The 19,353-nt window shown below is 69.2% G+C and carries 17 protein-coding genes; 7 read left to right on the top strand and 10 right to left on the bottom strand.

Annotation, left to right across the window (positions count from 1 at the left end):
• Positions 1-334: 334 nt before the first annotated feature.
• Together J7E96_RS33370 and J7E96_RS33365 are read left to right on the top strand one after the other, a co-directional pair.
• A complete protein-coding gene (locus J7E96_RS33370; protein ID WP_215137024.1) occupies positions 335-544 on the top strand; it encodes a DUF397 domain-containing protein in 210 nt (69 codons plus the stop codon).
• A 295-nt stretch (positions 545-839) separates the two neighbouring features.
• Positions 840-1,595, top strand: coding sequence for a transposase family protein (locus tag J7E96_RS33365; protein WP_215137022.1), 756 nt, complete (start codon positions 840-842; stop codon positions 1,593-1,595).
• An 82-nt stretch (positions 1,596-1,677) separates the two neighbouring features.
• Here the strand turns inward: J7E96_RS33365 and J7E96_RS33360 are convergent, their stop codons facing one another.
• Positions 1,678-2,220: a hypothetical protein gene (locus J7E96_RS33360; protein ID WP_215137020.1), complete on the bottom strand. Its 543-nt coding sequence runs from the start codon at positions 2,218-2,220 to the stop codon at positions 1,678-1,680.
• Between the two features lie 123 nt (positions 2,221-2,343).
• Between J7E96_RS33360 and J7E96_RS38955 the strand changes: the two genes are divergently transcribed.
• A complete protein-coding gene (locus J7E96_RS38955; protein WP_374196746.1) occupies positions 2,344-3,105 on the top strand; it encodes a tyrosine-type recombinase/integrase in 762 nt (253 codons plus the stop codon).
• A gap of 18 nt (positions 3,106-3,123) precedes the next feature.
• Positions 3,124-3,519 (top strand): tyrosine-type recombinase/integrase, encoded by a 396-nt coding sequence (locus tag J7E96_RS38950; protein ID WP_374196745.1) that lies wholly within the window; start codon positions 3,124-3,126, stop codon positions 3,517-3,519.
• A gap of 200 nt (positions 3,520-3,719) precedes the next feature.
• Here the strand turns inward: J7E96_RS38950 and J7E96_RS33350 are convergent, their stop codons facing one another.
• Positions 3,720-4,877 (bottom strand): acyl-CoA dehydrogenase family protein, encoded by a 1,158-nt coding sequence (locus J7E96_RS33350; protein WP_215137018.1) that lies wholly within the window; start codon positions 4,875-4,877, stop codon positions 3,720-3,722.
• Positions 4,878-5,064: 187 nt separating this feature from the next.
• Here J7E96_RS33350 and J7E96_RS33345 point away from each other — a divergent pair, with 187 nt between their 5' ends.
• On the top strand, positions 5,065-6,411 hold the full coding sequence (locus J7E96_RS33345; protein ID WP_215137016.1) for a UDP-glucose/GDP-mannose dehydrogenase family protein: 1,347 nt from the start codon (positions 5,065-5,067) through the stop codon (positions 6,409-6,411).
• A 67-nt stretch (positions 6,412-6,478) separates the two neighbouring features.
• Here J7E96_RS33345 and J7E96_RS33340 read toward each other — a convergent pair whose 3' ends face one another.
• The 4 genes from J7E96_RS33340 to J7E96_RS33325 all read right to left on the bottom strand — a co-directional run bounded on the left by J7E96_RS33340 (position 6,479) and on the right by J7E96_RS33325 (position 11,523).
• A complete protein-coding gene (locus J7E96_RS33340; RefSeq protein WP_215137014.1) occupies positions 6,479-7,723 on the bottom strand; it encodes a dipeptidase in 1,245 nt (414 codons plus the stop codon).
• A gap of 955 nt (positions 7,724-8,678) precedes the next feature.
• On the bottom strand, positions 8,679-9,872 hold the full coding sequence (locus J7E96_RS33335; protein ID WP_215137012.1) for a dipeptidase: 1,194 nt from the start codon (positions 9,870-9,872) through the stop codon (positions 8,679-8,681).
• Positions 9,869-10,408, bottom strand: a complete 540-nt coding sequence (purE, locus tag J7E96_RS33330) for a 5-(carboxyamino)imidazole ribonucleotide mutase (RefSeq protein WP_215137010.1) — start codon at positions 10,406-10,408, stop codon at positions 9,869-9,871. The genes J7E96_RS33335 and purE overlap by 4 nt, the downstream gene beginning before the upstream one ends.
• Positions 10,405-11,523, bottom strand: a complete 1,119-nt coding sequence (locus J7E96_RS33325; RefSeq protein WP_251070805.1) for a 5-(carboxyamino)imidazole ribonucleotide synthase — start codon at positions 11,521-11,523, stop codon at positions 10,405-10,407. Before J7E96_RS33325 ends, purE begins: the two co-directional genes overlap by 4 nt.
• Positions 11,524-11,767: 244 nt before the next feature.
• Between J7E96_RS33325 and J7E96_RS33320 the strand changes: the two genes are divergently transcribed.
• A complete protein-coding gene (locus J7E96_RS33320) occupies positions 11,768-12,289 on the top strand; it encodes a GtrA family protein (protein WP_215137008.1) in 522 nt (173 codons plus the stop codon).
• Here J7E96_RS33320 and J7E96_RS33315 read toward each other — a convergent pair.
• Positions 12,282-13,547: an ATP-binding protein gene (locus tag J7E96_RS33315; RefSeq protein ID WP_215137006.1), complete on the bottom strand. Its 1,266-nt coding sequence runs from the start codon at positions 13,545-13,547 to the stop codon at positions 12,282-12,284. The genes J7E96_RS33320 and J7E96_RS33315 overlap by 8 nt on opposite strands.
• A 15-nt stretch (positions 13,548-13,562) precedes the next feature.
• Entirely contained in the window at positions 13,563-14,240 is a 678-nt protein-coding gene (locus tag J7E96_RS33310) for a response regulator transcription factor (protein WP_215137004.1), read from the bottom strand.
• A 470-nt stretch (positions 14,241-14,710) separates the two neighbouring features.
• Between J7E96_RS33310 and J7E96_RS33305 the strand changes: the two genes are divergently transcribed.
• Entirely contained in the window at positions 14,711-16,210 is a 1,500-nt protein-coding gene (locus J7E96_RS33305) for a peptide MFS transporter (RefSeq protein ID WP_215137002.1), read from the top strand.
• Between the two features lie 692 nt (positions 16,211-16,902).
• Here the strand turns inward: J7E96_RS33305 and J7E96_RS33300 are convergent.
• Both J7E96_RS33300 and J7E96_RS33295 read right to left on the bottom strand, forming a co-directional pair.
• Positions 16,903-18,210, bottom strand: coding sequence for a hypothetical protein (locus tag J7E96_RS33300; protein ID WP_215137096.1), 1,308 nt, complete (start codon positions 18,208-18,210; stop codon positions 16,903-16,905).
• A gap of 14 nt (positions 18,211-18,224) precedes the next feature.
• Positions 18,225-19,271, bottom strand: a complete 1,047-nt coding sequence (locus tag J7E96_RS33295) for a hypothetical protein (protein WP_215137094.1) — start codon at positions 19,269-19,271, stop codon at positions 18,225-18,227.
• Positions 19,272-19,353: the final 82 nt, after the last annotated feature.

The following is a 19,353-nucleotide window of genomic DNA, read 5'->3' as shown; positions in this document are numbered from 1 at the left end:
TTGCGCCGCGAAGCGGTCAAGTGGACCCAGCCTCATGCGTTCAATGCGCATCACTGCGTAAGCAGGTGCGGAGGGCCACCCGTTCCGGAAATCGCGCCGAGGCCGTGAGAACCACGGAAGCGATGCGAGCACACAAGAACTACGGCCACCCGGAAGACACACGGCCGCTCCCCTCTGATCTTCCCAAAGACGCCCCCAGGTTGATCTAGGGGTGCCCGTTTGGGATCAGCTCCCGCCCCGGCGGTGGAAACCCTGGACAGGTCGAGCAGCCGGGGCGGGTCGCATGGCGGTGCGGGGACCGACTCCCCGCTGTTCGGCGAAGGGAATTGACACCATGACCCAACGGCCCGAATTCGAGTTCGTCAAGGCGGCGGCGTGCCGCGACGCCCGAGTGAACAACTGCCCCGAGGTGGCCCTGAACCGGCCGGGGGTGGTTGCGTTGCGGGACAGTCAGCGACCGGACACCATCGTCACCATGACGCCCGCCGACTGGGCGACGCTCACCGCCGCGATCAAGGGCGGAGAGTTCGATCTGAGCGCCTGAGAGAAGGTCCCCGTGCGCAAGTGCCCCCGGTGCGCTGCTGCGTGCCTGATAGACCCCGAGAGCGGGTTGCCCTGGTGCCCGCAGTGCGGGGCTCACTCCGGGCTCTCTGAGCCCGGCTGCCGGGGCTTGTGGTGGTGGCGTGACGCTGCCACCCGAGCGCCGACCAGGCAGCGCAAGCACTGAGCCTTTTCCAACCTGACGGTTCTGGCCGCGTGTTGGACAGATCTGCGGAACGACGAAGCTCCTGGTAGACGGGTTCTCGACCAAGATCGCCCGTGGCCACCAGGAGCTTCGCGTGCTTGTCTACCCGTCGTCGATCGACCTGTCCAGTCGCACCCTGCGGTATCTGACCGGACGACTCGCTGCCCGGCAAGGGGAGATCGGTACCCGATGGCGACGTCTGACCGCGAGCCGTCAGGCTCTCCTCGCCCTGGCTCATCTGCGATGCGGTGACACGTACGCCCAGCTCGCCACGGGTTTCGGTATCGGCATCGCGACCGTATACCGCTACATACGCGAGGCCGTCGAGGTACTGGCCGGCCTCGCGCCCACCCTGGCCGAGGTGATGCACATCGCACGGACCAAGGCGTTCGTGATCCTGGACGGCACTCTGCTGCCAATCGACCGGATCGCCGCCGACACCCCGTACTACTCGGGCAAACACAAACGTCACGGCATGAACGTCCAGGTTCTCACCGATCCCTTCGGGCGGCTGCTGTGGGCCTCGCCCGCGCTGCCAGGCTCCACCCACGACCTCACCGCCGCCCGCACCCACGGCATCATCGACGCACTCACCGAGGCCGACCTCAAGTGCTGGGCCGACAAGGCGTATCAAGGCGCCGGTGGTTCCATCCGGGTGCCCTTCCGCGGCCGCCGCCTCAAGCGGTGGCAGCGCCGGCACAACAGCACACACGCCAAGATCCGCTGCCTCGGAGAGCAGGCCATGGCCACGCTGAAGGGCTGGCGCCTCCTACGGCAGCTCCGATGCAGCACCAACCGCGTCACCGCGATCATCCAGGCCATCCTCGTCCTTCATCACGCCTCAGCATGAGGTTGGAAAAGGCTCCGTATATGAGAAAGCCCCGAGTCGCCTCGGGGCCATCGAGATATGAATTTCGAAAACTACGGAGTGGCTAACTCTCGGCGCTCGTCAGGGACTTCAGCGCTGCCCTGGCCTTCTCGGTCACCTCTCCCCCGGCTTTGCCCGCCACGGTGCCCAGGTAGCCATCCCGCCGCGCCTTCTTGAGGTGGTCCTTAATCGTTTCTGGGCGGCGCTCAATCAGTCGCGCGAGCCACGGGACGGGCGCCGGGGCGCCACTCTCGGCCATGGCGGCATACGTCGCCGCAAGCAACGCCAGGTAGCGGTCCGAGACGCCTTCAGCCGCCAGGAGGCGGCCAGCAGCCTCCCCCGAGGCGTCCAGTTCCCGCGTGACGTCCCCCAAGGTCTGCTGCGCCTGCGGTGCCATCTTGGCCAAGTTCACCGCAGCCGCGAGGTCGAGTCTGCGGAGCACGGTCGTGGAGATGCCGCGCACGATGTCACGCGATTCGGCGCCCTCGGCCGGCTCCACCGTCATGCGCTGCGGGCCTCCAGTAATCGGGCCTTCAGGCCACCACATTCGGATCACCCAGCCTCCCTGCTGCTGGGTGATCTCGAATCCACTCTCGTCTTCTCGCATACCCCGACCATACACCACCGGGTGTGGTCCACCCTAGGTTGACAACCCAGGGTGGGTCATGCGCACACTGTGGCCAGGGGCTAGCCACAGCAGGTGGGGCCATCAAGGGAAGCCAGGTCAGACGTGGCAAGGGCATGGGTTGCGCGCTCTAAAGACGACGCGAAGAAGTGGACGACCTTCTGGTATGACCCGGACGGGAAGCAGCGTCAGCAGTCGTTCGAGACCAAGAAGCGCGCCGACGACCACCGGAAGCGGAAGGAGCAGGAGCTAGACGCTGGGACCTACCTGGACGACAAGCTGGGGAAGCAGCCCGTGACGGCGGTGTGGGAGCAGTGGACCAGTCAAAGAAGGCTGGAGAACAGCACGAAGAAGCAGTACCGCTCGATCCAGAACACGACGCTGGAACCGTTCTTCAAGGCTCGCTCCATCGTGTCCTTGAAGGTCGCAGACATTGAGCAGTGGCTCTTGTGGATGGAGCAGGACCGCAAGCTTTCCGCCCGCACACGTCGTCAGCGGTTCTCGTTCTTCTCCGGGATGATGGATTGGGCCGTCGTCAACGAGATCATCGGGCGCAATCCGTGCAAGAAGGTCAGGCATGCGGGTAGCCGCGCCAAGGAGATACGCGAACACAAGAGCAATGCCCGTCGGCTGACGACTCGGGAAGTCTTGGCCATGCTGGACGGGGCCCCGTCTCGATACCGGGCGATGCTCTGGCTCATGGCGGGATGCGGTCTCCGCATCGGTGAGGCCATGGCAGTCTCGCGCGATCAGATCGACTTCCAGGCCGAGGTTCTACGCGTGGATTTCCAGATCGCGGAGGACGGCGAATCCGAGTCGGGGAAAAACAGCGCGCTACAGCGGCGACACATCAAGGCCCGTGACTAGGAGGAGCCGGGGCGCGTCGTGCCACTTCCGCCGAACGTGGCGTTCGAGCTGCGCAAACACATCAAGAACCACGGCGTGTGGGGGCCGGAGCGCCTGTTGTTCCCGAACGTGACCCGGACGGGGTACCTCTACGCCTCGTACTTCTACCGGCAAATCTGGTTGGTCTCCCTGACGAAGGGCGAGGTGGCCTACTGCAAGCCGCATTCGATGCGGCACTACTACGGGTCTCGGCTGCTGTACGCGGGCGTCCCTGAGAACGATGTGGCCGACTGGATGGGGCACAGCAGCACGGACGTGCTCCGCGAGCACTATCACTACATCTTCGAAGGGGCCGAGCAGCGCGGGCGCGCAGCCATCGCGACCATGCTGACCCCGGACGCGGACGACCCCACCGAGCGAGACGAAGTCGCCTGACCCTGCCCATGCGAAAGGCCCCCGGCATCACGCCGGGGGCCTTCTTGTTTGTGCAGGTCAGCACCTGTTCTGCGCCCATGGTCCGCCCAGGATTCCCCCAGCATGACGCCCAGTAACAGTCCGGAACGGACCCGAACGGACCGGAAGCCGATCGCCGCTCCCGGATCACCCGAGAACGGGGCTGACCTGCGGAAACCCTGCTACGGCAGGTTCCTCGCCATCACGATCCGCTGAACCTGATTCGTGCCTTCATAAATCTGAGTGATCTTCGCGTCGCGCATCATGCGCTCGACCGGGTAGTCGCGGGTGTAGCCGTAGCCGCCGAGGAGCTGGACCGCGTCCGTGGTGATCTCCATGGCCGCGTCGGAGGCGTAGCACTTGGCCGCGGCGCCGAAGAAGGTCAGGTCGGCGTCGACGCGCTCGGACTTGGCGGCGGCCGCGTAGGTCAGCTGGCGGGCGGCCTCCAGCTTCATCGCCATGTCCGCGAGCATGAACTGCACGCCCTGGAAGTCGCCGATCGGCTTGCCGAACTGCTTGCGCTCCTGGACATAGCCCTTGGCGTAGTCGAGGGCTCCCTGGGCGATGCCGAGGGCCTGGGCCGCGATCGTGATGCGGGTGTGGTCCAGGGTCTTCATCGCGGTGGCGAAGCCGGTGCCCTCCTCGCCGATCATGCGGTCGGCGGGGATGCGGACGTTGTCGAGGTAGACCTCGCGGGTCGGCGAGCCCTTGATGCCGAGCTTCCGCTCCGGGGCGCCGAAGGAAACGCCCTCGTCGGACTTCTCGACGACGAAGGCGCTGATGCCCTTGGAGCGCTTCGTCGGGTCCGTTACCGCCATGACGGTGTAGTACTCGGAGACACCGGCATTGGTGATCCAGCGCTTCACGCCGTTCAGGATGTAGTGGTCGCCGTCGCGGACTGCCTTCGTCTTCATGCCTGCCGCGTCGGAGCCCGCGTCCGGCTCGGACAGGGCGTACGAGAACATGCCCTCACCCTTGGCGAGCGGCGTCATGTACTTCTTCTTCAGGTCTTCGCTGCCGGAGAGGATCAGCGGGAGTGAGCCGAGCTTGTTGACCGCCGGGATCAGGGAGGACGAGGCGCAGACGCGCGCCACCTCTTCGATGACGATGACCGTGGCCAGCGCGTCGGCGCCCGCGCCGCCGTAGGCCTCCGGGACGTGGATGGCCTGGAGGTCGGAGGAGACCAGGGCGTCCAGCGCCTCCTGCGGGAAGCGGGCCTCCTCGTCGACCTCGGCGGCGTACGGCGCGATCTTCGCCTCGGCGAGCGAGCGCACCGCGTCACGGAGCATGTCGTGCTCTTCGGACGGGCGGTACATGTCGAAATCAGGCGAGCCTGCCAAGGTCTCTCACTCCCCAAGGATGCTAACTACCGTTAAGTAACCCTAATTTTAGGGGGCTGGGCGGTCGTAGGGATACGTGAGCTTGCCGACAGGGAGCGGCACGGGGAGGCACAGGGAAAGGTCCGCTCCGGCTTGCCCGACTATGCTCGGGCCGGATGTCTGCCCGCACCTCTCTGGAGCTCACTACATGGCCCTCAAGATCACCGTGATCGGCACCGGCTATCTCGGCGCCACCCACGCCGCGGCCATGGCTGAGCTCGGATTCGACGTGCTCGGGCTCGACGTCGTGCCCGAGAAGATCGAGATGCTGGCCGCCGGCAAGGTCCCGATGTACGAACCCGGGCTTGAGGAGCTGCTGCGCAAGCACGTCGCGGGGATCGAGGGTTCGAGCGGGCGGCTGCGCTTCACGACCTCCTGGGAGGAGGTCGGGGCCTTCGGCGACGTCCATTTTGTCTGTGTGAACACGCCGCAGAAGCACGGTGAGTACGCGTGCGACATGAGTTACGTCGACTCCGCCTTCGCCTCGCTCGCGCCGCAGCTGACCCGGCCGGCGCTGGTCGTCGGCAAGTCGACCGTCCCGGTCGGCAGCGCCGCCCGGCTCGCGGATCTGCTGGCGGAGCTGGCGCCGGTGGGTGCGGACGCGGAGCTCGCCTGGAATCCGGAGTTCCTGCGGGAAGGGTTCGCCGTACAGGACACGCTTCATCCCGACCGGATCGTGGCCGGCGTGGAGAGCGAGCGCGCGGAGAAGCTGCTGCGCGAGGTGTACGCCGGGCCGATCGAGGAAGGGTCGCCGTTCGTGGTGACGGACTTCCCCACGGCGGAGCTGGTGAAGACGTCCGCCAATTCCTTCCTCGCGACCAAGATCTCGTTCATCAACGCCATGGCCGAGGTGTGCGAGGCGGCTGACGGCGACGTCGTGAAGCTGGCCGAGGCGATCGGGTACGACGAGCGGATCGGGAAGAAGTTCCTGCGGGCGGGGATCGGCTTCGGTGGCGGGTGCCTGCCCAAGGACATCCGGGCTTTCATGGCGCGGGCCGGTGAGCTGGGCGCCGACCAGGCGCTGACGTTCCTGCGCGAGGTCGACTCGATCAACATGCGGCGGCGCGGGCACATGGTCGAGCTGGCGCGCGAGGCGGTGGGCGGCAGCGGCGGCTTCCTGGGGAAGCGGGTCGCGGTGCTGGGCGCGACGTTCAAGCCGGACTCGGACGACGTACGGGACTCACCGGCGCTCAATGTCGCCGGGCAGATCCACCTCCAGGGTGGCCAGGTGACGGTTTATGACCCGAAGGGCATGGAGAACGCGCAGCGCCTCTTCCCGACCCTGGGGTACGCCCCGACCGCCGTCGACGCGGTGCGCGGCGCGGATGTGGTGCTGCACCTGACGGAGTGGCGCGAGTTCCGGGAGCTGGACCCGGAGGAGCTGGGCGAGGTGGCTTCCGTACGGCTGATCCTGGACGGGCGCAACGCGCTGGATCCGGAGCTGTGGCGTGGGGCGGGCTGGACGTACCGGGCGATGGGGCGGCCGAAGGCGTAGCGGTTTGCCGTCGTAGGCCCCCGCCGGTCCTCCGCCTCGCGGGCCTTGAGGGGCACGCGTTCTTGCGTCACGGCGCGGTGGGGATGGGGCGGCGTCGGCGGGTGGCGCGGGACGTGAACTCCGTGTCCCGTACCACTCGCGCCGCGTTGCCCCACGTCAGCAGGGCGATGTCGGCCTCGCTCCAGCCGCGGTCGAGCAGCTCCGCGATGAGATGCGGGTAGCAGGAGACGTCCCGGAGGTCGTCCCCGTGCGGTACGTCCGCCACGTCCGCCCCGTACATCCCACTGAGTCCCACGCACTCCGGGCCCGCCACCTCCCGCACGTGGTCGAGGTGGTCCGCCACCCGGCGCACGGTCTGTTCGGCGGCGAAGCCGACCATGCAGACGCCCTTGTCGGGGGTGAGTGCACGGAGTACGTCGTCGGAGGCGTTCGCAGGGGTGTCGGTGAGGGCGCGGGCGCCGGAGTGGGAGAGCAGGACCGGGGCGCGGCTGACGGACAGCACACCGTGCACGGCTTCGCGCGGGGCGCCGGTGAGGTCGATGACTACGCCGAGGCGGTTCATCTCCCGTACGACTTCCTGACCGAACGGGGTCAGCCCCTCCCCCTTCGCGCCCGCCCAGCGCGTGCCGGCGAACGCGACGCTGCGCACGCCGAGTGCGTGGTACGCCCTAAGCGTGCCCAGGGACTCGCCGAGGGCGTGTCCCGAGACGGGGCCGAGGAGGGAGGCGATGCGGCCGCAGTTGCGGGCGTCGGCCATGTCGCCGGCGGTGAGTGCGAGGCGGAGGGCCTCGGGGTAGGCCGCCACGACCTTCTTGACGAGGTCGATCTGTTCGAGGGTGACGCTGATGGCGCGGTCGCCGGCGTACTCCGCCGGCACGAGCAGGGACCAGAACTGGGCGCCTACGCCGCCGGTGCGCAGGCGGGGGATGTCGGTGTCCAGGGTGCTCTCGCCCAGTTCGAGGTCGTGCCACTGGCGTTGGCCGAGGGTCCAGGCGAGACGGTTGTACCCGTCGGCGACGGGGTGCGCCGCGAGAAGGGCATGGGCGCGGCTGAGGCTGTCCTGGGGCTCGGGGGGCTGCGGCTCGGCGGCCTCGGGCTCACTGCGCTCGGGGTCGGGCTCGGGGTCGGGGCCGGGGTCGGGCACGAGCTCGGCAAACTCGGGCTCGGTTGGCTCTGCGGCCGGCGTCGGCCGGGACACGGACTCCGCCGACGCGGGCTCGGTGCGCTTCGGGACAGCCGCAGGCGCCATTCGGTCGAGCTCGCCGACCGCGGCGGTGGACGAGGATTGCGGGTCGTCCTGCAGATCTGCCATGACGGGGCTCCGAATTCATGGACACGGTACGGCCACGGTGACACGGGAGCGGCGAGGGTTCACGGCGGGTGGTGCGTTCGGGGTACGGGGGGTGTGCGTGCGGCGGAGGTGCGGCCCCACGGGGGGCGGAAGCCTGGGACGCTGGGGTCGGTCCCGCGCCGAGGCGTCTCCTCGGGCGCCGAACGTTCGGGCACTGGGAGTCCCCGGGCGGGTTGCGTTCGACGCCCTGCGGGGAGCGCCCCGACACGTGCCCTCCTGGCACGGTGGTCCGCGAGGCCAGGCCGGGCGGGACCTGCCCCGCGCCCAACGAGGCCGGCAAGCCGCAGACCCCCGGACACGGGGCCGACCCGCCCGGTGGCGGTCGCGCACAGCAGGACGCGCGTCGGCGCAGTGGATCACGATGCAAGCCCCCGCCCACAGCAGCCACAGCCGCAGCCGGGGCAGGGCGCGCGCCACCCCGTTTCACCTGTCACTGTGCCAGGAGGGGACGTGCCGGGGCGCTCCCCGCAGGGCGTCGAATGCAACGAACGCGAACGAAACAACGCCGTACCCGAACGTTCGACGTCCGAGGAGACGCCACGGCGCGGCACCGACCCCAGAGCCCGCGCAGGACGACCACCGGCCGACGGACGGAGTCCGGCGCAGCCGCACGAAGCCCGAGAGGCCCCCAGGGCCGAGCGGTGCAAGCGCGGCGTCCAAAACAGACGCCACGGCGCGGCACCGACCCCAGAGCCCGCGCAGGACGACCACCGGCCGACGGACGGAGTCCGGCGCAGCCGCACGAAGCCCGAGAGGCCCCCAGGGCCGAGCGGTGCAAGCGCGGCGTCCAAAACAGCCGCCACGGCGCGGCACCGACCCCAGAGCCCGCGCAGGACGACCACCGGCCGACGGACGGAGTCCGGCGCAGCCGCACGAAGCCCGAGAGGCCCCCAAGGGCCGAACGGTGCAAGCGCGGTTATGTGTCCAGTTCGGGCAGCGTTGCGTTGGATGGGGGGCGGTGTTGGAGTGTGTCGGCTACTGATTGCGCGTCGCGTAGGGTCCGTACCGCGTTGTGCCAGGTCAGCTTCGCTACGTCGGAATCCGACCACGCGCGCCGCAGCAGCTCCGCGATCAGGTTCGGGTAGCCGGACACGTCCTCCAGGCCGGCCGGGGTGAAGGCCGTCCCGTCGTAGTCGCCGCCGATGCCGATGTGGTCGATGCCGGCGACCTCGCGCATGTGGTCGAGGTGGTCGGCGACCGTGGCCACCGTCGCGATCGGACGCGGGTTCGCGTCCTCGAAGGCGCGCTGGACCTTCATCGCCTCCCCCGTCATCGCCAGGTGGTGGAAGCCGTGCGCGCGCATGTTCTCGTCCGCGCGCCGCGTCCAGTCCACCGCCTCCGGCAGCACGAACTTCGGTACGAACGTCGCCATGGCCACGCCGCCGTTGGCGGGGAGGAGTTCCAGTACGTCGTCCGGGATGTTGCGCGGGTGGTCGCAGACCGCACGGGCTGACGAGTGGGAGAAGATCACCGGGGCCACGGTGGTGGCCAGGGCCGCTCGCATCGTTGTGGCCGCCACGTGGGACAGGTCCACCAGCATGCCTATGCGGTTCATTTCGCGGACGACCTCGTGGCCGAAGGGCGACAGGCCGCCCACCCCCGGCTCGTCCGTCGCCGAGTCCGCCCACGCGATGTTGTCGTTGTGGGTGAGGGTCAGGTAGCGGACGCCCAGCGTGTGCAGCGCACGGAGAGTGGCCAGGGAGTTGTTGATGGAGTGGCCGCCCTCGGCGCCCATCAGGGAGGCGATCCGGCCGTCCGCCCGTGCCGCCTCCATGTCGTCCGCTGTCAGGGCTCGCACCAGGTCGTCCGGGTAGCGGGCCAGGAGCTGCGTCACGGCGTCGATCTGTTCCAGGGTGGCGCTCACCGCCTCGTCCCCGGCCAGGTCGGAGCGTACGTACACCGACCAGAACTGCGCACCCACGCCGCCCGCGCGCAGGCGCGGGATGTCCGTGTGGAGGTGCGCCGACTGGTCGGTGGCGATGTCGCGCCGGCCGATGTCGTAGCGGACCTGCTCGCGCAGCGCCCAGGGCAGGTCGTTGTGGCCGTCGACCACCGGGTGGGTGGCCAGCAGCTCGCGCGCCCGGGACAGTTCCTGGGGCGGTTCGTTCACTTGCCGAAGCCGAACGCGTCCGCGCCCTGCGCCTTCGCGCGCAGCCGCTTGCCCTTCTCCGTCGCCTGGTCGTTCAGCTCCTGCTGGAACTCCCGCATGCGGGAGAGCAGGTCGCTGTCGTGTGTGGCCAGGATGCGCGCCGCCAGCAGGCCCGCGTTCCTCGCGCCCGCCACCGAGACCGTGGCCACCGGCACGCCCGCCGGCATCTGGACGATGGACAGGAGCGAGTCCATGCCGTCGAGGTATTTGAGGGGGACCGGTACGCCGATGACCGGCAGCGGCGTCACGGACGCCAGCATGCCGGGGAGGTGGGCCGCGCCGCCCGCGCCCGCGATGATCACCTTGAGGCCGCGGGCGTCCGCGTCCTCGCCGTACGTGATCATCTCGCGCGGCATCCGGTGCGCCGAGACGACGTCGACCTCGTACGGAATCGAGAACTCGTCCAGCGCCTTGGCCGCCGCCTCCATGACGGGCCAGTCGGAGTCCGAGCCCATCACGATGCCGACTACGGGGGCTGCGGCAGGGGTCGTCGTCATTCGGTGATCGTTCCTCGCAGGTAGCCGGCGGCATGACGGGCGCGCTCCAGCACGTCGTCGAGGTCGTCGCCGTAGGTGTTGACGTGGCCGACCTTGCGGCCGGGCTTCACGTCTTTTCCGTACATGTGGATCTTGAGCTGCGGGTCGCGGGCCATGCAGTGCAGGTACGCCTGGTACATGTCCGGGTAGTCGCCGCCGAGGACGTTCGCCATGACCGTCCACTTGGCGCGCGGGCGCGGGTCCCCGAGCGGGAGGTCGAGAACGGCGCGGACGTGGTTCGCGAACTGGGACGTGATCGCGCCGTCCTGGGTCCAGTGGCCGGAGTTGTGCGGGCGCATCGCCAGTTCGTTGACGAGGATCCGGCCGTCTGTCGTTTCGAAGAGTTCCACGGCGAGGTGGCCGACGACGCCCAGCTCACCCGCGATGCGCAGTGCGAGCGCCTGTGCCTGGCCGCCGAGCTCTTCGGAGAGGCCGGGCGCGGGGGCGATCACGGTGTCACACACGCCGTCGACCTGCTGCGACTCGACGACGGGGTAGGCGACGGCCTGGCCGTGCGGGGAGCGGACGATGTTCGCCGCCAGTTCCCGTACGAAGTCGACCTTCTCCTCCGCGAGGACCGGGACGCCGGCCCTGAAGGGCTCCTCGGCGTCCTTCTCGCTGCGTACGAACCAGACGCCCTTGCCGTCGTATCCGCCGCGGGTTGTTTTGAGGATCACTGGGAAGCCGCCGGTTTCGGCGGCGAACGCCGCCGCGTCCGCCGGGTCGCTCACGATGCGGTGGCGCGGGCAAGGCGCTCCGATCTGCGTGAGCTTCGCTCGCATTACGCCCTTGTCCTGGGCGTTCACCAGTGCGTCGGGCCCCGGCCGGACGGGGATACCGTCCGCTTCCAGGGCCCGCAGGTGCTCGGTCGGGACATGCTCGTGATCGAAAGTGATCACGTCGCAGCCACGCGCGAAGGCGCGCAGTGTGTCCAGATCGCGGTAGTCGCCTATGACGACATCGCTGACGACCTGGGCCGCCGAGTCCTGGGGAGTGTCACTGAGGAGCTTGAATCTGATGCCGAGGGGGATGCCCGCCTCGTGGGTCATACGGGCGAGCTGACCGCCACCGACCATGCCAACTACGGGGAACGTCACGCCCCCAGGATATCCGCAGGCCCGCGGCCCCTTGTCCGCGCGTTCCGCGCGGACAATGTCACGGCCCCGCCATGCCTCGGCACACCTGGATACACCTCGATACACCGGTCAATACGCGTCGACGGTGCCCGCAGGCATGTGCCGGGGGCGCCTGGTTAGCATGGCTGGGTTGACGACATGACCGATCGTTGACGACATCGACCGAAACGGGGCTGCGAACACCATGAGTGGACGGGACGGCGGCCCCTTGCGAAGGCGCCTGGCACAGATCGGGCGCGAGTTCGCGAAGTTCGGCACGGTCGGTGGACTGGGGCTGCTGGTGGACCTCGGCGTCTTCAACCTCGTGCGGCACCTCACGGACCTCCCCGTCGTCCGGGCGAGCATCGTGGCCACGGTCGTCGCGATCGGCTTCAACTACCTGGGCTTCCGCTACTTCACCTACCGGGAGCGCGACAAGAACCGCAGGACCAGGGAGCTCACGCTCTTCCTGCTGTTCAGTGTGATCGGCCTGGTGATCCAGAGCGGTGTGCTGTACGCCGCGACGTACGGCTTCGGCTGGGACAGCCCGCTGCAGAGCAACCTCTTCAAGTTCCTCGGAATCGGCATCGCGACCGTCTTCCGGTTCTGGTCGTACCGCACCTGGGTCTTCCAGAAGCTGCCGGGCGTCGGCGGTGATGCCGCCGAGACGGCGGAGCCCTTCCTGGACGACCGGCGGGACGCCGCCCGAATCGACCGCGTCACCTGACCGTCGGCTCCGGCTCCTGCTTCGGGCGCGCCACCCTGCTCAGGAAGAGCGCGAACACCGGCGGCTGCTGCTGGAGCATTTCCAGCCGGCCGCCGTCGGCCTCCGCCAGGTCGCGCGCCACGGCCAGCCCGATCCCGGTCGAGTTACGGCCGCTGATGCTGCGCTCGAAGATCCGCGCGCCGAGGTCCGCCGGTACGCCGGGACCCTCGTCGGTCACCTCGATGACGGCCTGATTGCCGGTGACGCGGGTGCGCAGGGCGACCGTACCGCCACCGTGCATCAGCGAATTCTCGATCAGCGCGGCCAGCACCTGAGCGACCGCGCCCGGTGTGCCGACGGCCCGCAGGCCCTGCTTGCCCGAGTGCACGATGGCGCGGCCCGCGCTGCGGTAGGCCGGGCGCCACTCCTCGATCTGCTGCTTGACGACCTCGTCGATGTCGAAGACGACGGCGGAGCCGGTGCGCGGGTCGCGGGAGTTGGTGAGCAGCCGCTGTACGACGTCGGTGAGCCGCTCGACCTGCGTCAGCGCGATCGTCGCCTCCTCCTTCACCGTGTCCAGGTCCTCGGTGAGGGTGATCTCCTCCAGCCGCATGGAGAGGGCTGTGAGGGGTGTACGGAGCTGGTGGGAGGCGTCGGCCGCCAGGCGGCGCTCGGCGGTGAGCATCCGGCCGATGCGCTCTGCGCTGGAGTCGAGTACGTCGGCGACCCGGTCGAGCTCCGGTACGCCGTACCGCTTGTGGCGGGGTCTTGGGTCGCCCGAGCCGAGGCGTTCGGCGGTTTCGGCGAGGTCGGTGAGCGGGGAGGCGAGCCGGTTCGCCTGGCGTACGGCGAGGAGTACCGCGGCGATCACGGCGAGCAGCGCCACCGCCCCGATGATCATGAGCGTACGGCCGACTTCGTCGGTGACGGTGGAGCGGGACTCCTGGACGGTGACCTTCTCGCCCGACTTGCTCCGCGCGACGCCCGTGATGAGGCTGCCCTCAGGGCGTTCGCCGATCTCGATGGGGGGGCGGCCCGGGATCTCGATACGGGCGTACCGCTCGGGGTGGATCTGCTCCTCCAGCACACCCGGGTTGACGCTCTCCTCACCGAGGATGCGGCTCTCCACGACGCTGATCAGGCGCAGCGCCTCGGAGTCGACGCTCTCCTGGGCGCTGTTGCTGATGGTCCGCGTCTCGACGAGGACCAGGGAGACGCCGAAGACGGCGATGACGACGAGCACCACGGCGAGCGTGGAGTTGATCAGGCGGCGGCGCATGGCTGTGTGTGTACGTCAGCTCTTCTCGAAGCGGAAGCCGACGCCCCGCACGGTGGCGATGTAGCGCGGGTTGGCGGCGTCGTCTCCCAGTTTCTTGCGGAGCCAGGAGATGTGCATGTCGAGGGTTTTCGTCGACGACCACCAGGTGGTGTCCCAGACCTCGCGCATCAGCTGGTCGCGGGTGACGACGCGGCCGGCGTCCCGGACGAGGACCCGGAGCAGGTCGAACTCCTTTGCCGTGAGCTGGAGTTCCTCCTCGCCCATCCAGGCGCGGTGCGACTCGACGTCGATCCGTACGCCGTGGGTGGCGGGCGGGGGGGCGGGCTCGCTGGCGCCGCGCCGCAGGAGGGCCCGTACGCGGGCGAGGAGCTCCGCGAGACGGAAGGGCTTGGTGACGTAGTCGTCGGCGCCGGCGTCGAGGCCGACGACGGTGTCCACCTCGTCGGCGCGGGCGGTCAGCACCAGGATGGGGATGGCGTGGCCCTCGGCGCGCAGCCGGCGGGCGACCTCAAGGCCGTCCATGCCGGGCAGTCCCAGGTCCAGTACGACGAGGTCGACGCCGCCCTGGAGACCGGCGTCCAGCGCGGACGGGCCGTCCTCGCGCACCTCGACCTCGTAGCCCTCCCGGCGCAGGGCACGGGCCAGCGGCTCCGAGATGGATGCGTCGTCCTCGGCCAGCAGTACACGGGTCATGGGGTGATGGTAGTCCGCGTGGGGTACGGGGAGGGGTCTCGATGCCGAGTGATCGTTCTGTCCTCGCGCCGTCCTCGTGCTGTCCTCGTGCTGTGTTCGTGCCGTCCTTGCGCTGTCCTCGTGCCGTCCTCGTGCTGTCCTGCGGCTGTGGGATGCGATCCTGGTATCGACCTTCGAATCAGGCTCGCTGGTTCCGGTACACCCTGTGATCCATATCTCAAGTCCTTCCATATGTACCGGTGTCGTGCCGTATCGTGGCGAGTCGTCTGTAGCAGGACCGAGAGACCTTTTGGCGATGAAACACACCAAAGGGCTCTTTTCTGTGCGGGATTGGCATCGCCCGCCATGGCATCGCCTGCCCGGACAGTGAATGACCTGTCGGCCGGGCCGTCGCGTGCCGTCGGCCACCCCCACACCGGGCGCGCACCCGCTCACGAGGCGGACGCGTCCCGAGCGAGCGAGGATCCACCATGGCGTCCAGCCTGACGAAGGACTCGGCCAGTACTCCTGGCGTCGAGAGGACCTTCCTCGGCCACCCCCGCGGCTTGGCCAACCTGTTCATGACCGAGATGTGGGAGCGCTACAGCTATTACGGCATGCGCGCCCTGCTCGTGCTCTACCTGTCGGCCGCGGTGGCCGACGGCGGCCTCGGGTTCGACGCGGGCACCGCCATCGCCATCTACTCCGTGTACAACGCGATGGTGTACCTGCTCGCCCTGCCGGGCGGCTGGTTCGGCGACCGTGTCTGGGGCGCCCGGAAGACCGTGGCGGTCTCCGGCACGATCATCATGATCGGCCACTTCCTGCTGGCGCTGCCGACGGTGGTGTCGTTCTTCATCGGCCTGGCGTTCATCGCCGCCGGTTCCGGTCTCCTCAAGGCCAACATCTCGACGATGGTCGGCCACCTGTACCGGGACAAGAACGACCCGCGTCGTGACGGTGGCTTCACGATCTTCTACATGGGCATCAACCTCGGCGCCTTCGTCGCCCCGCTGACGATCGGCTGGGTCGGCCAGAAGGTCAACTGGCACTACGGCTTCGCCATGGCCGGTGTCGGCATGGCCATCGGCCTCGCCTTCTACTTCCTCGGCTTCCGCAACCTGGCGCCGGAGTCGAATGAGGTGCCGGCGCCGCTGTCGGACGCGGACCGCGTGGGCATTGTCCGCAAGGCGCTGGTGTGGCTTGCCGTCGCGGGCGTCGCGTACACGGTGGTCGGTCTCAGTGGCCAGTTCACGATCGACTGGGTGCTGTGGCCGCTGACCATCCTTGGTCTGGTGCTGCCCGCGTTCTACATCATCCGTATCAAGCGCGACAGCGACCTGAGCGCCGTCGAGCGGTCGCGGGTGTCGGCGTACGTCTGGTTCTTCGTGGCCGCCGCCGCCTTCTGGGGCATCTACGACCAGACCGGCTCCACGCTGACCCTGTTCGCCAAGGACAACACCGCGAGCTCGATGCTCGGCTTCGCCTTCCCGGAGAGCTGGTTCCAGTCGCTGAACCCGCTGTACGTGATGGCGCTCGCGCCGGTCTTCGCCTGGCTGTGGGTGGCGCTCTCGCGCCGCGCCAAGGAGCCGAGCACGCTGAGTAAGTTCGCGTTCGGTCTGGTGATGATCGGCGCCTCGTTCTTCGTGATGATGCTGGCCCAGACGGCGTCCGGGGGCGACGTCAAGGTCACTCCGCTGTGGCTGTGCTCGGTCTACCTGATCCAGACCGTCGGTGAGCTCACGCTCTCGCCGGTCGGCCTGTCGCTGACGACGAAGCTGGCTCCGGCCAAGTACGCGTCGCAGATGATGGGTGTCTGGTTCCTCGCCGTGACCGCGGGATCCTCGGTGATCGCGCTGCTGCAGTTGATCGGAGCGCCGACGGACACGGAGTGGTGGTTCGCCAGCCAGGGCGCCATCGCGATGCTGGGCGGGTTCGCGATCTTCATGTACCGGAGGAAGGTGCAGCCGCTTATGGGCGGGGTGCACTGACGGGGGTGCACTGGCTGGTGCACTGAGTAGCTGTCGTTCCGGAGGCCGGGGCCGCCACGCTGTTGCGTGGGGGCCCCGGCCTTTGCCGCGTCGCTGGGCGGGGCCGGGGCGTTGGTTGTTTGGGGTGAGGGGCCGCCCCCGGGGGCGGGCCCGGCGCAAGCTGAGCTGCTGGCCCGGCTATCGCTGCCGAGCGGCGGGTGTGTGGGTGGGGCGCGGAAGGTTGAGGGGGCAGCTCGGCCCCAGTCTCAGCGGGTGCGGCGACGGTTGCTGGTGCGACACTCCCATTCCGGACGCACAGATCACCCACGCCCGGTGGACGGCCGCGCAGTCGGGTCGACCTGCGGACCGGACAGTCTGCAGGCTGAGCGCGAAAGTTGAATGGGGTGACTCGGGCCGGTTCGGCGCCCACCCCCGAGCGGTGGTCGGTGGAGCCTCAAGCACGTGGCTGGTGTGGGTGAGTGGTGGTGTCGCCGGGGGTGGAGCGGGTTGAAACGCTCCCGAAGGGGCGGGAAGCGTCACGGCTGGGGTTGGTGGGGCTGAAGGGGCGTTGCGATTCGTTAAGTGGGGGGTTCATCGCATCCGCCTCGTCGAGAATGCGGCCCCGCACCCACAGCGCGGGTGTCGAGCGACGGCGGACGTACCGCGGGTGCCGGGAAGCGCGAGCTGTCCCGGCACCCGCTCTGCGCAACGGCTCAGCGGCTGCCGCGCAAGTGGCGCCACGGGGTGAACGTGAACACCGCGCCGCCCAGCAGGATCACCGTGCCCGCTACGAGGCCCAGGGCGCGCAGGCCGCCGTTGTCGGCTGCGCCGGTGTCGGCCAGGCCGCCGCCGGTGGTCGCTGTGCCTCCGCCGGCCGTACCGCCGGACGTGGTGCCGCCCGACGCGCCGCCGGGCTGGGCGGAGGTGTCGAGCTCCAGGGAGACCTCCGCCTTGCCCTTGACGGTGCAGGGGATGGTGATCTTCTGGGCGCCCAGGGTCACCTCGATCGTTAGCGTGCCCGGGCTGAGGGTGGACTTGCCGGTGGCTCCCGGCTTGTACGTCCCTGTCATGTCCGGTAGATCCACCGGCTTGCCCTGTTCCAGTGGGTCCTTGTTGGCGGGGCCGGTCACGGGGACCGTGCCCTTGTCTGCGCCGCCGACCGGGATCGCCATGGACGGCTTGAGCGCGCCGGCCGGGAGTGCGGCCGGGCTGTCCATGACGCCCTTGGCGGTCTTGACGATCAGGTCGTAACTGCCGTTGTTCTTCTTGGCGTTGATCGCCACCTTGGAGTTGATGCTCGCCGGGCCCGGTGACTTGCACTCGAAGGCTACGGTGACCTCCTTGCCGGGGAAGTCGCTCTGCCCGCCGTCACCACCGCCGGACGTGGTGCCGCCGGCGGACGTCGTGCTGCCGCCGGACGAGGCCGTACCACCGGCAGCGGTTCCGCCCGTATCGCTGCCGCCGGACGTCGTGCCGCCCGACGTACCGCCGCCGGCCTCCGTGACCTTGATGGTCGCGGCGGCCTTGACCGTCTCCTTCGGCGTGCACTTGGTGTCCGTGGACATCGGCTTGCTGACGTTGATGTTGTACGCGTCGGGCGTGAGAGTGACCTCGCCGGCCTTCTCCAGTTTCAGCTTGCCCTTCATGTCGGACAGCACCATCGGGCTGTTCTTGGGGATCGGCGGGTTCTGCCGCGGACCCTCCATCTTCAGGTCTGCGGTCGCCGCGCCGGTCACCTTGATGGTTCCGGTCGGCTTGACGGTGTCCTTCTCCAGATCGATGACGTCGGGGTTCTTGGAAGCGGCCTCGACCGTCTTCCACACCACCTCGACCTCGTCGCCCACCTTGGCCTCCGCGGGTGCGGTGATCTGCACCTTCGTGGTGCCCTGTACGGGCGGCATGCCGGAGATGGGCGGGGGTATGCACTCGGTCTTGAACGAGACTTCGGCTGCTTGCGCGGGACTCGCCGCGAGCAGGATTCCCGCGCCGCCGAGCATCAGCGCGACGCCGGCCGCGCTCATCCTCCGTTGCGTGGTCACGAATTTCCCTTCGTCGTCGGACTGTTCTGGGACTTGGACGGTGCGGAGATCTGGGTGTGCGGGCCCGGCGCGTTGTCCGGGGTGAACCACGGCAGGGCCGGGGCGCTTGTCGCGTTCCGTCGTGGTGTAGGGGGTCGGGTCTGGAGGCGCGCCGGGCGGTGGCGGCCCGGCGTACGCGGCCGGACCGGCCGGACCCGGTCGACTGCCGCCATGCCGATACGGAAGACCGCCGCCGGGACGACGACGCACAGCAGGACCCAGAAGAGCGTGACGCCCCACGGCCGTCCCACGCCCCACGGCTGCTCGGCCAGTACCTTCTGCCCGTACTTGAGTGACACGAGGTAGTCGCCGTGCGCGCCGGCCGACAGCTGGACGTCCAGGGCGACGCGGGCCTTCTTGCCGGGCTGGATGGTGCCCCGCCACTGGCGTTCCTCCCACTGCGGGGCGAACACGCCGTGCGAGGTGCCGACTTGGAAGACGGGGTCCTTCACGGGGTCGGAGCCGAGATTGCCGACGGTGACGACGAGTCTGCGGGTCTGCGGGGCGCCGAACCAGGTCAGTACGGAGCCCGAACCATCGAGCCGGGCGGCCGCGAGCACGGCGAGTTTTCCGCCCTCGCCGGGCTGCGGGAGCGGTGCGACGGGGTGGCCGGCGACCTTGAACTCGGCGTCCACTGCGGCTGGTTCGCTGCCGGTGACCGTCGCGACGTGCACGACGCACGGGCAGGGCTTCGGCGGCTCGGCCACCGGCATCTTCTTGCGGAAGGCGCCTTGGGCGTCGGTGGTCACGGCGCGGCCGTCGGAGTTCGCGCAGGAGTTGGTGCCACCGATCACGCCTCTGCCGGGGGCGGACTGGCCGCAGATCAGCATCATGAGGAGCGTTTTGGGCCGCCACCCTGTCCCGCTGACGGTGATGTCACCGCCCTTGCCGGCCTCCTGCTGGGAGAGCGTGACCACGGGGGGCGGGTCGGCCCTGGCGGCGGCACTGGCGGCGGCACTGGCGGGGAGAAGGACCAGGCCCAGCAGCAACGCTACGGCCCCCAGTGCGCAAGCAGGGGTCGCTCCCGCAGGGCGGCCTCGGGTGTCGGAGCGGGCGCCAGGTCGGAGGCAGTCGGGGGTGGCGGGG

The organism is Streptomyces sp. ISL-96 (assembly GCF_018614035.1).
GTDB lineage: Bacteria > Actinomycetota > Actinomycetes > Streptomycetales > Streptomycetaceae > Streptomyces.
This window is presented reverse-complemented; position numbering and strand designations above follow the sequence as displayed.

Excerpts from the sequence above, each read along its gene's own strand:
- J7E96_RS33370 (WP_215137024.1), top strand. The coding sequence starts at position 335 with ATGACCCAACGGCCCGAATTCGAGTTCGTCAAGGCGGCGGCGTGCCGC.
- J7E96_RS33360 (WP_215137020.1), bottom strand. The coding sequence starts at position 2,220 with ATGCGAGAAGACGAGAGTGGATTCGAGATCACCCAGCAGCAGGGAGGC.
- J7E96_RS33345 (WP_215137016.1), top strand. The coding sequence starts at position 5,065 with ATGGCCCTCAAGATCACCGTGATCGGCACCGGCTATCTCGGCGCCACC.
- J7E96_RS33340 (WP_215137014.1), bottom strand. The coding sequence starts at position 7,723 with ATGGCAGATCTGCAGGACGACCCGCAATCCTCGTCCACCGCCGCGGTC.
- purE (WP_215137010.1), bottom strand. The coding sequence starts at position 10,408 with ATGACGACGACCCCTGCCGCAGCCCCCGTAGTCGGCATCGTGATGGGC.
- J7E96_RS33325 (WP_251070805.1), bottom strand. The coding sequence starts at position 11,523 with ATGGTCGGTGGCGGTCAGCTCGCCCGTATGACCCACGAGGCGGGCATC.
- J7E96_RS33320 (WP_215137008.1), top strand. The coding sequence starts at position 11,768 with ATGAGTGGACGGGACGGCGGCCCCTTGCGAAGGCGCCTGGCACAGATC.
- J7E96_RS33315 (WP_215137006.1), bottom strand. The coding sequence starts at position 13,547 with ATGCGCCGCCGCCTGATCAACTCCACGCTCGCCGTGGTGCTCGTCGTC.
- J7E96_RS33310 (WP_215137004.1), bottom strand. The coding sequence starts at position 14,240 with ATGACCCGTGTACTGCTGGCCGAGGACGACGCATCCATCTCGGAGCCG.
- J7E96_RS33305 (WP_215137002.1), top strand. The coding sequence starts at position 14,711 with ATGGCGTCCAGCCTGACGAAGGACTCGGCCAGTACTCCTGGCGTCGAG.
- J7E96_RS33300 (WP_215137096.1), bottom strand. The coding sequence starts at position 18,210 with ATGAGCGCGGCCGGCGTCGCGCTGATGCTCGGCGGCGCGGGAATCCTG.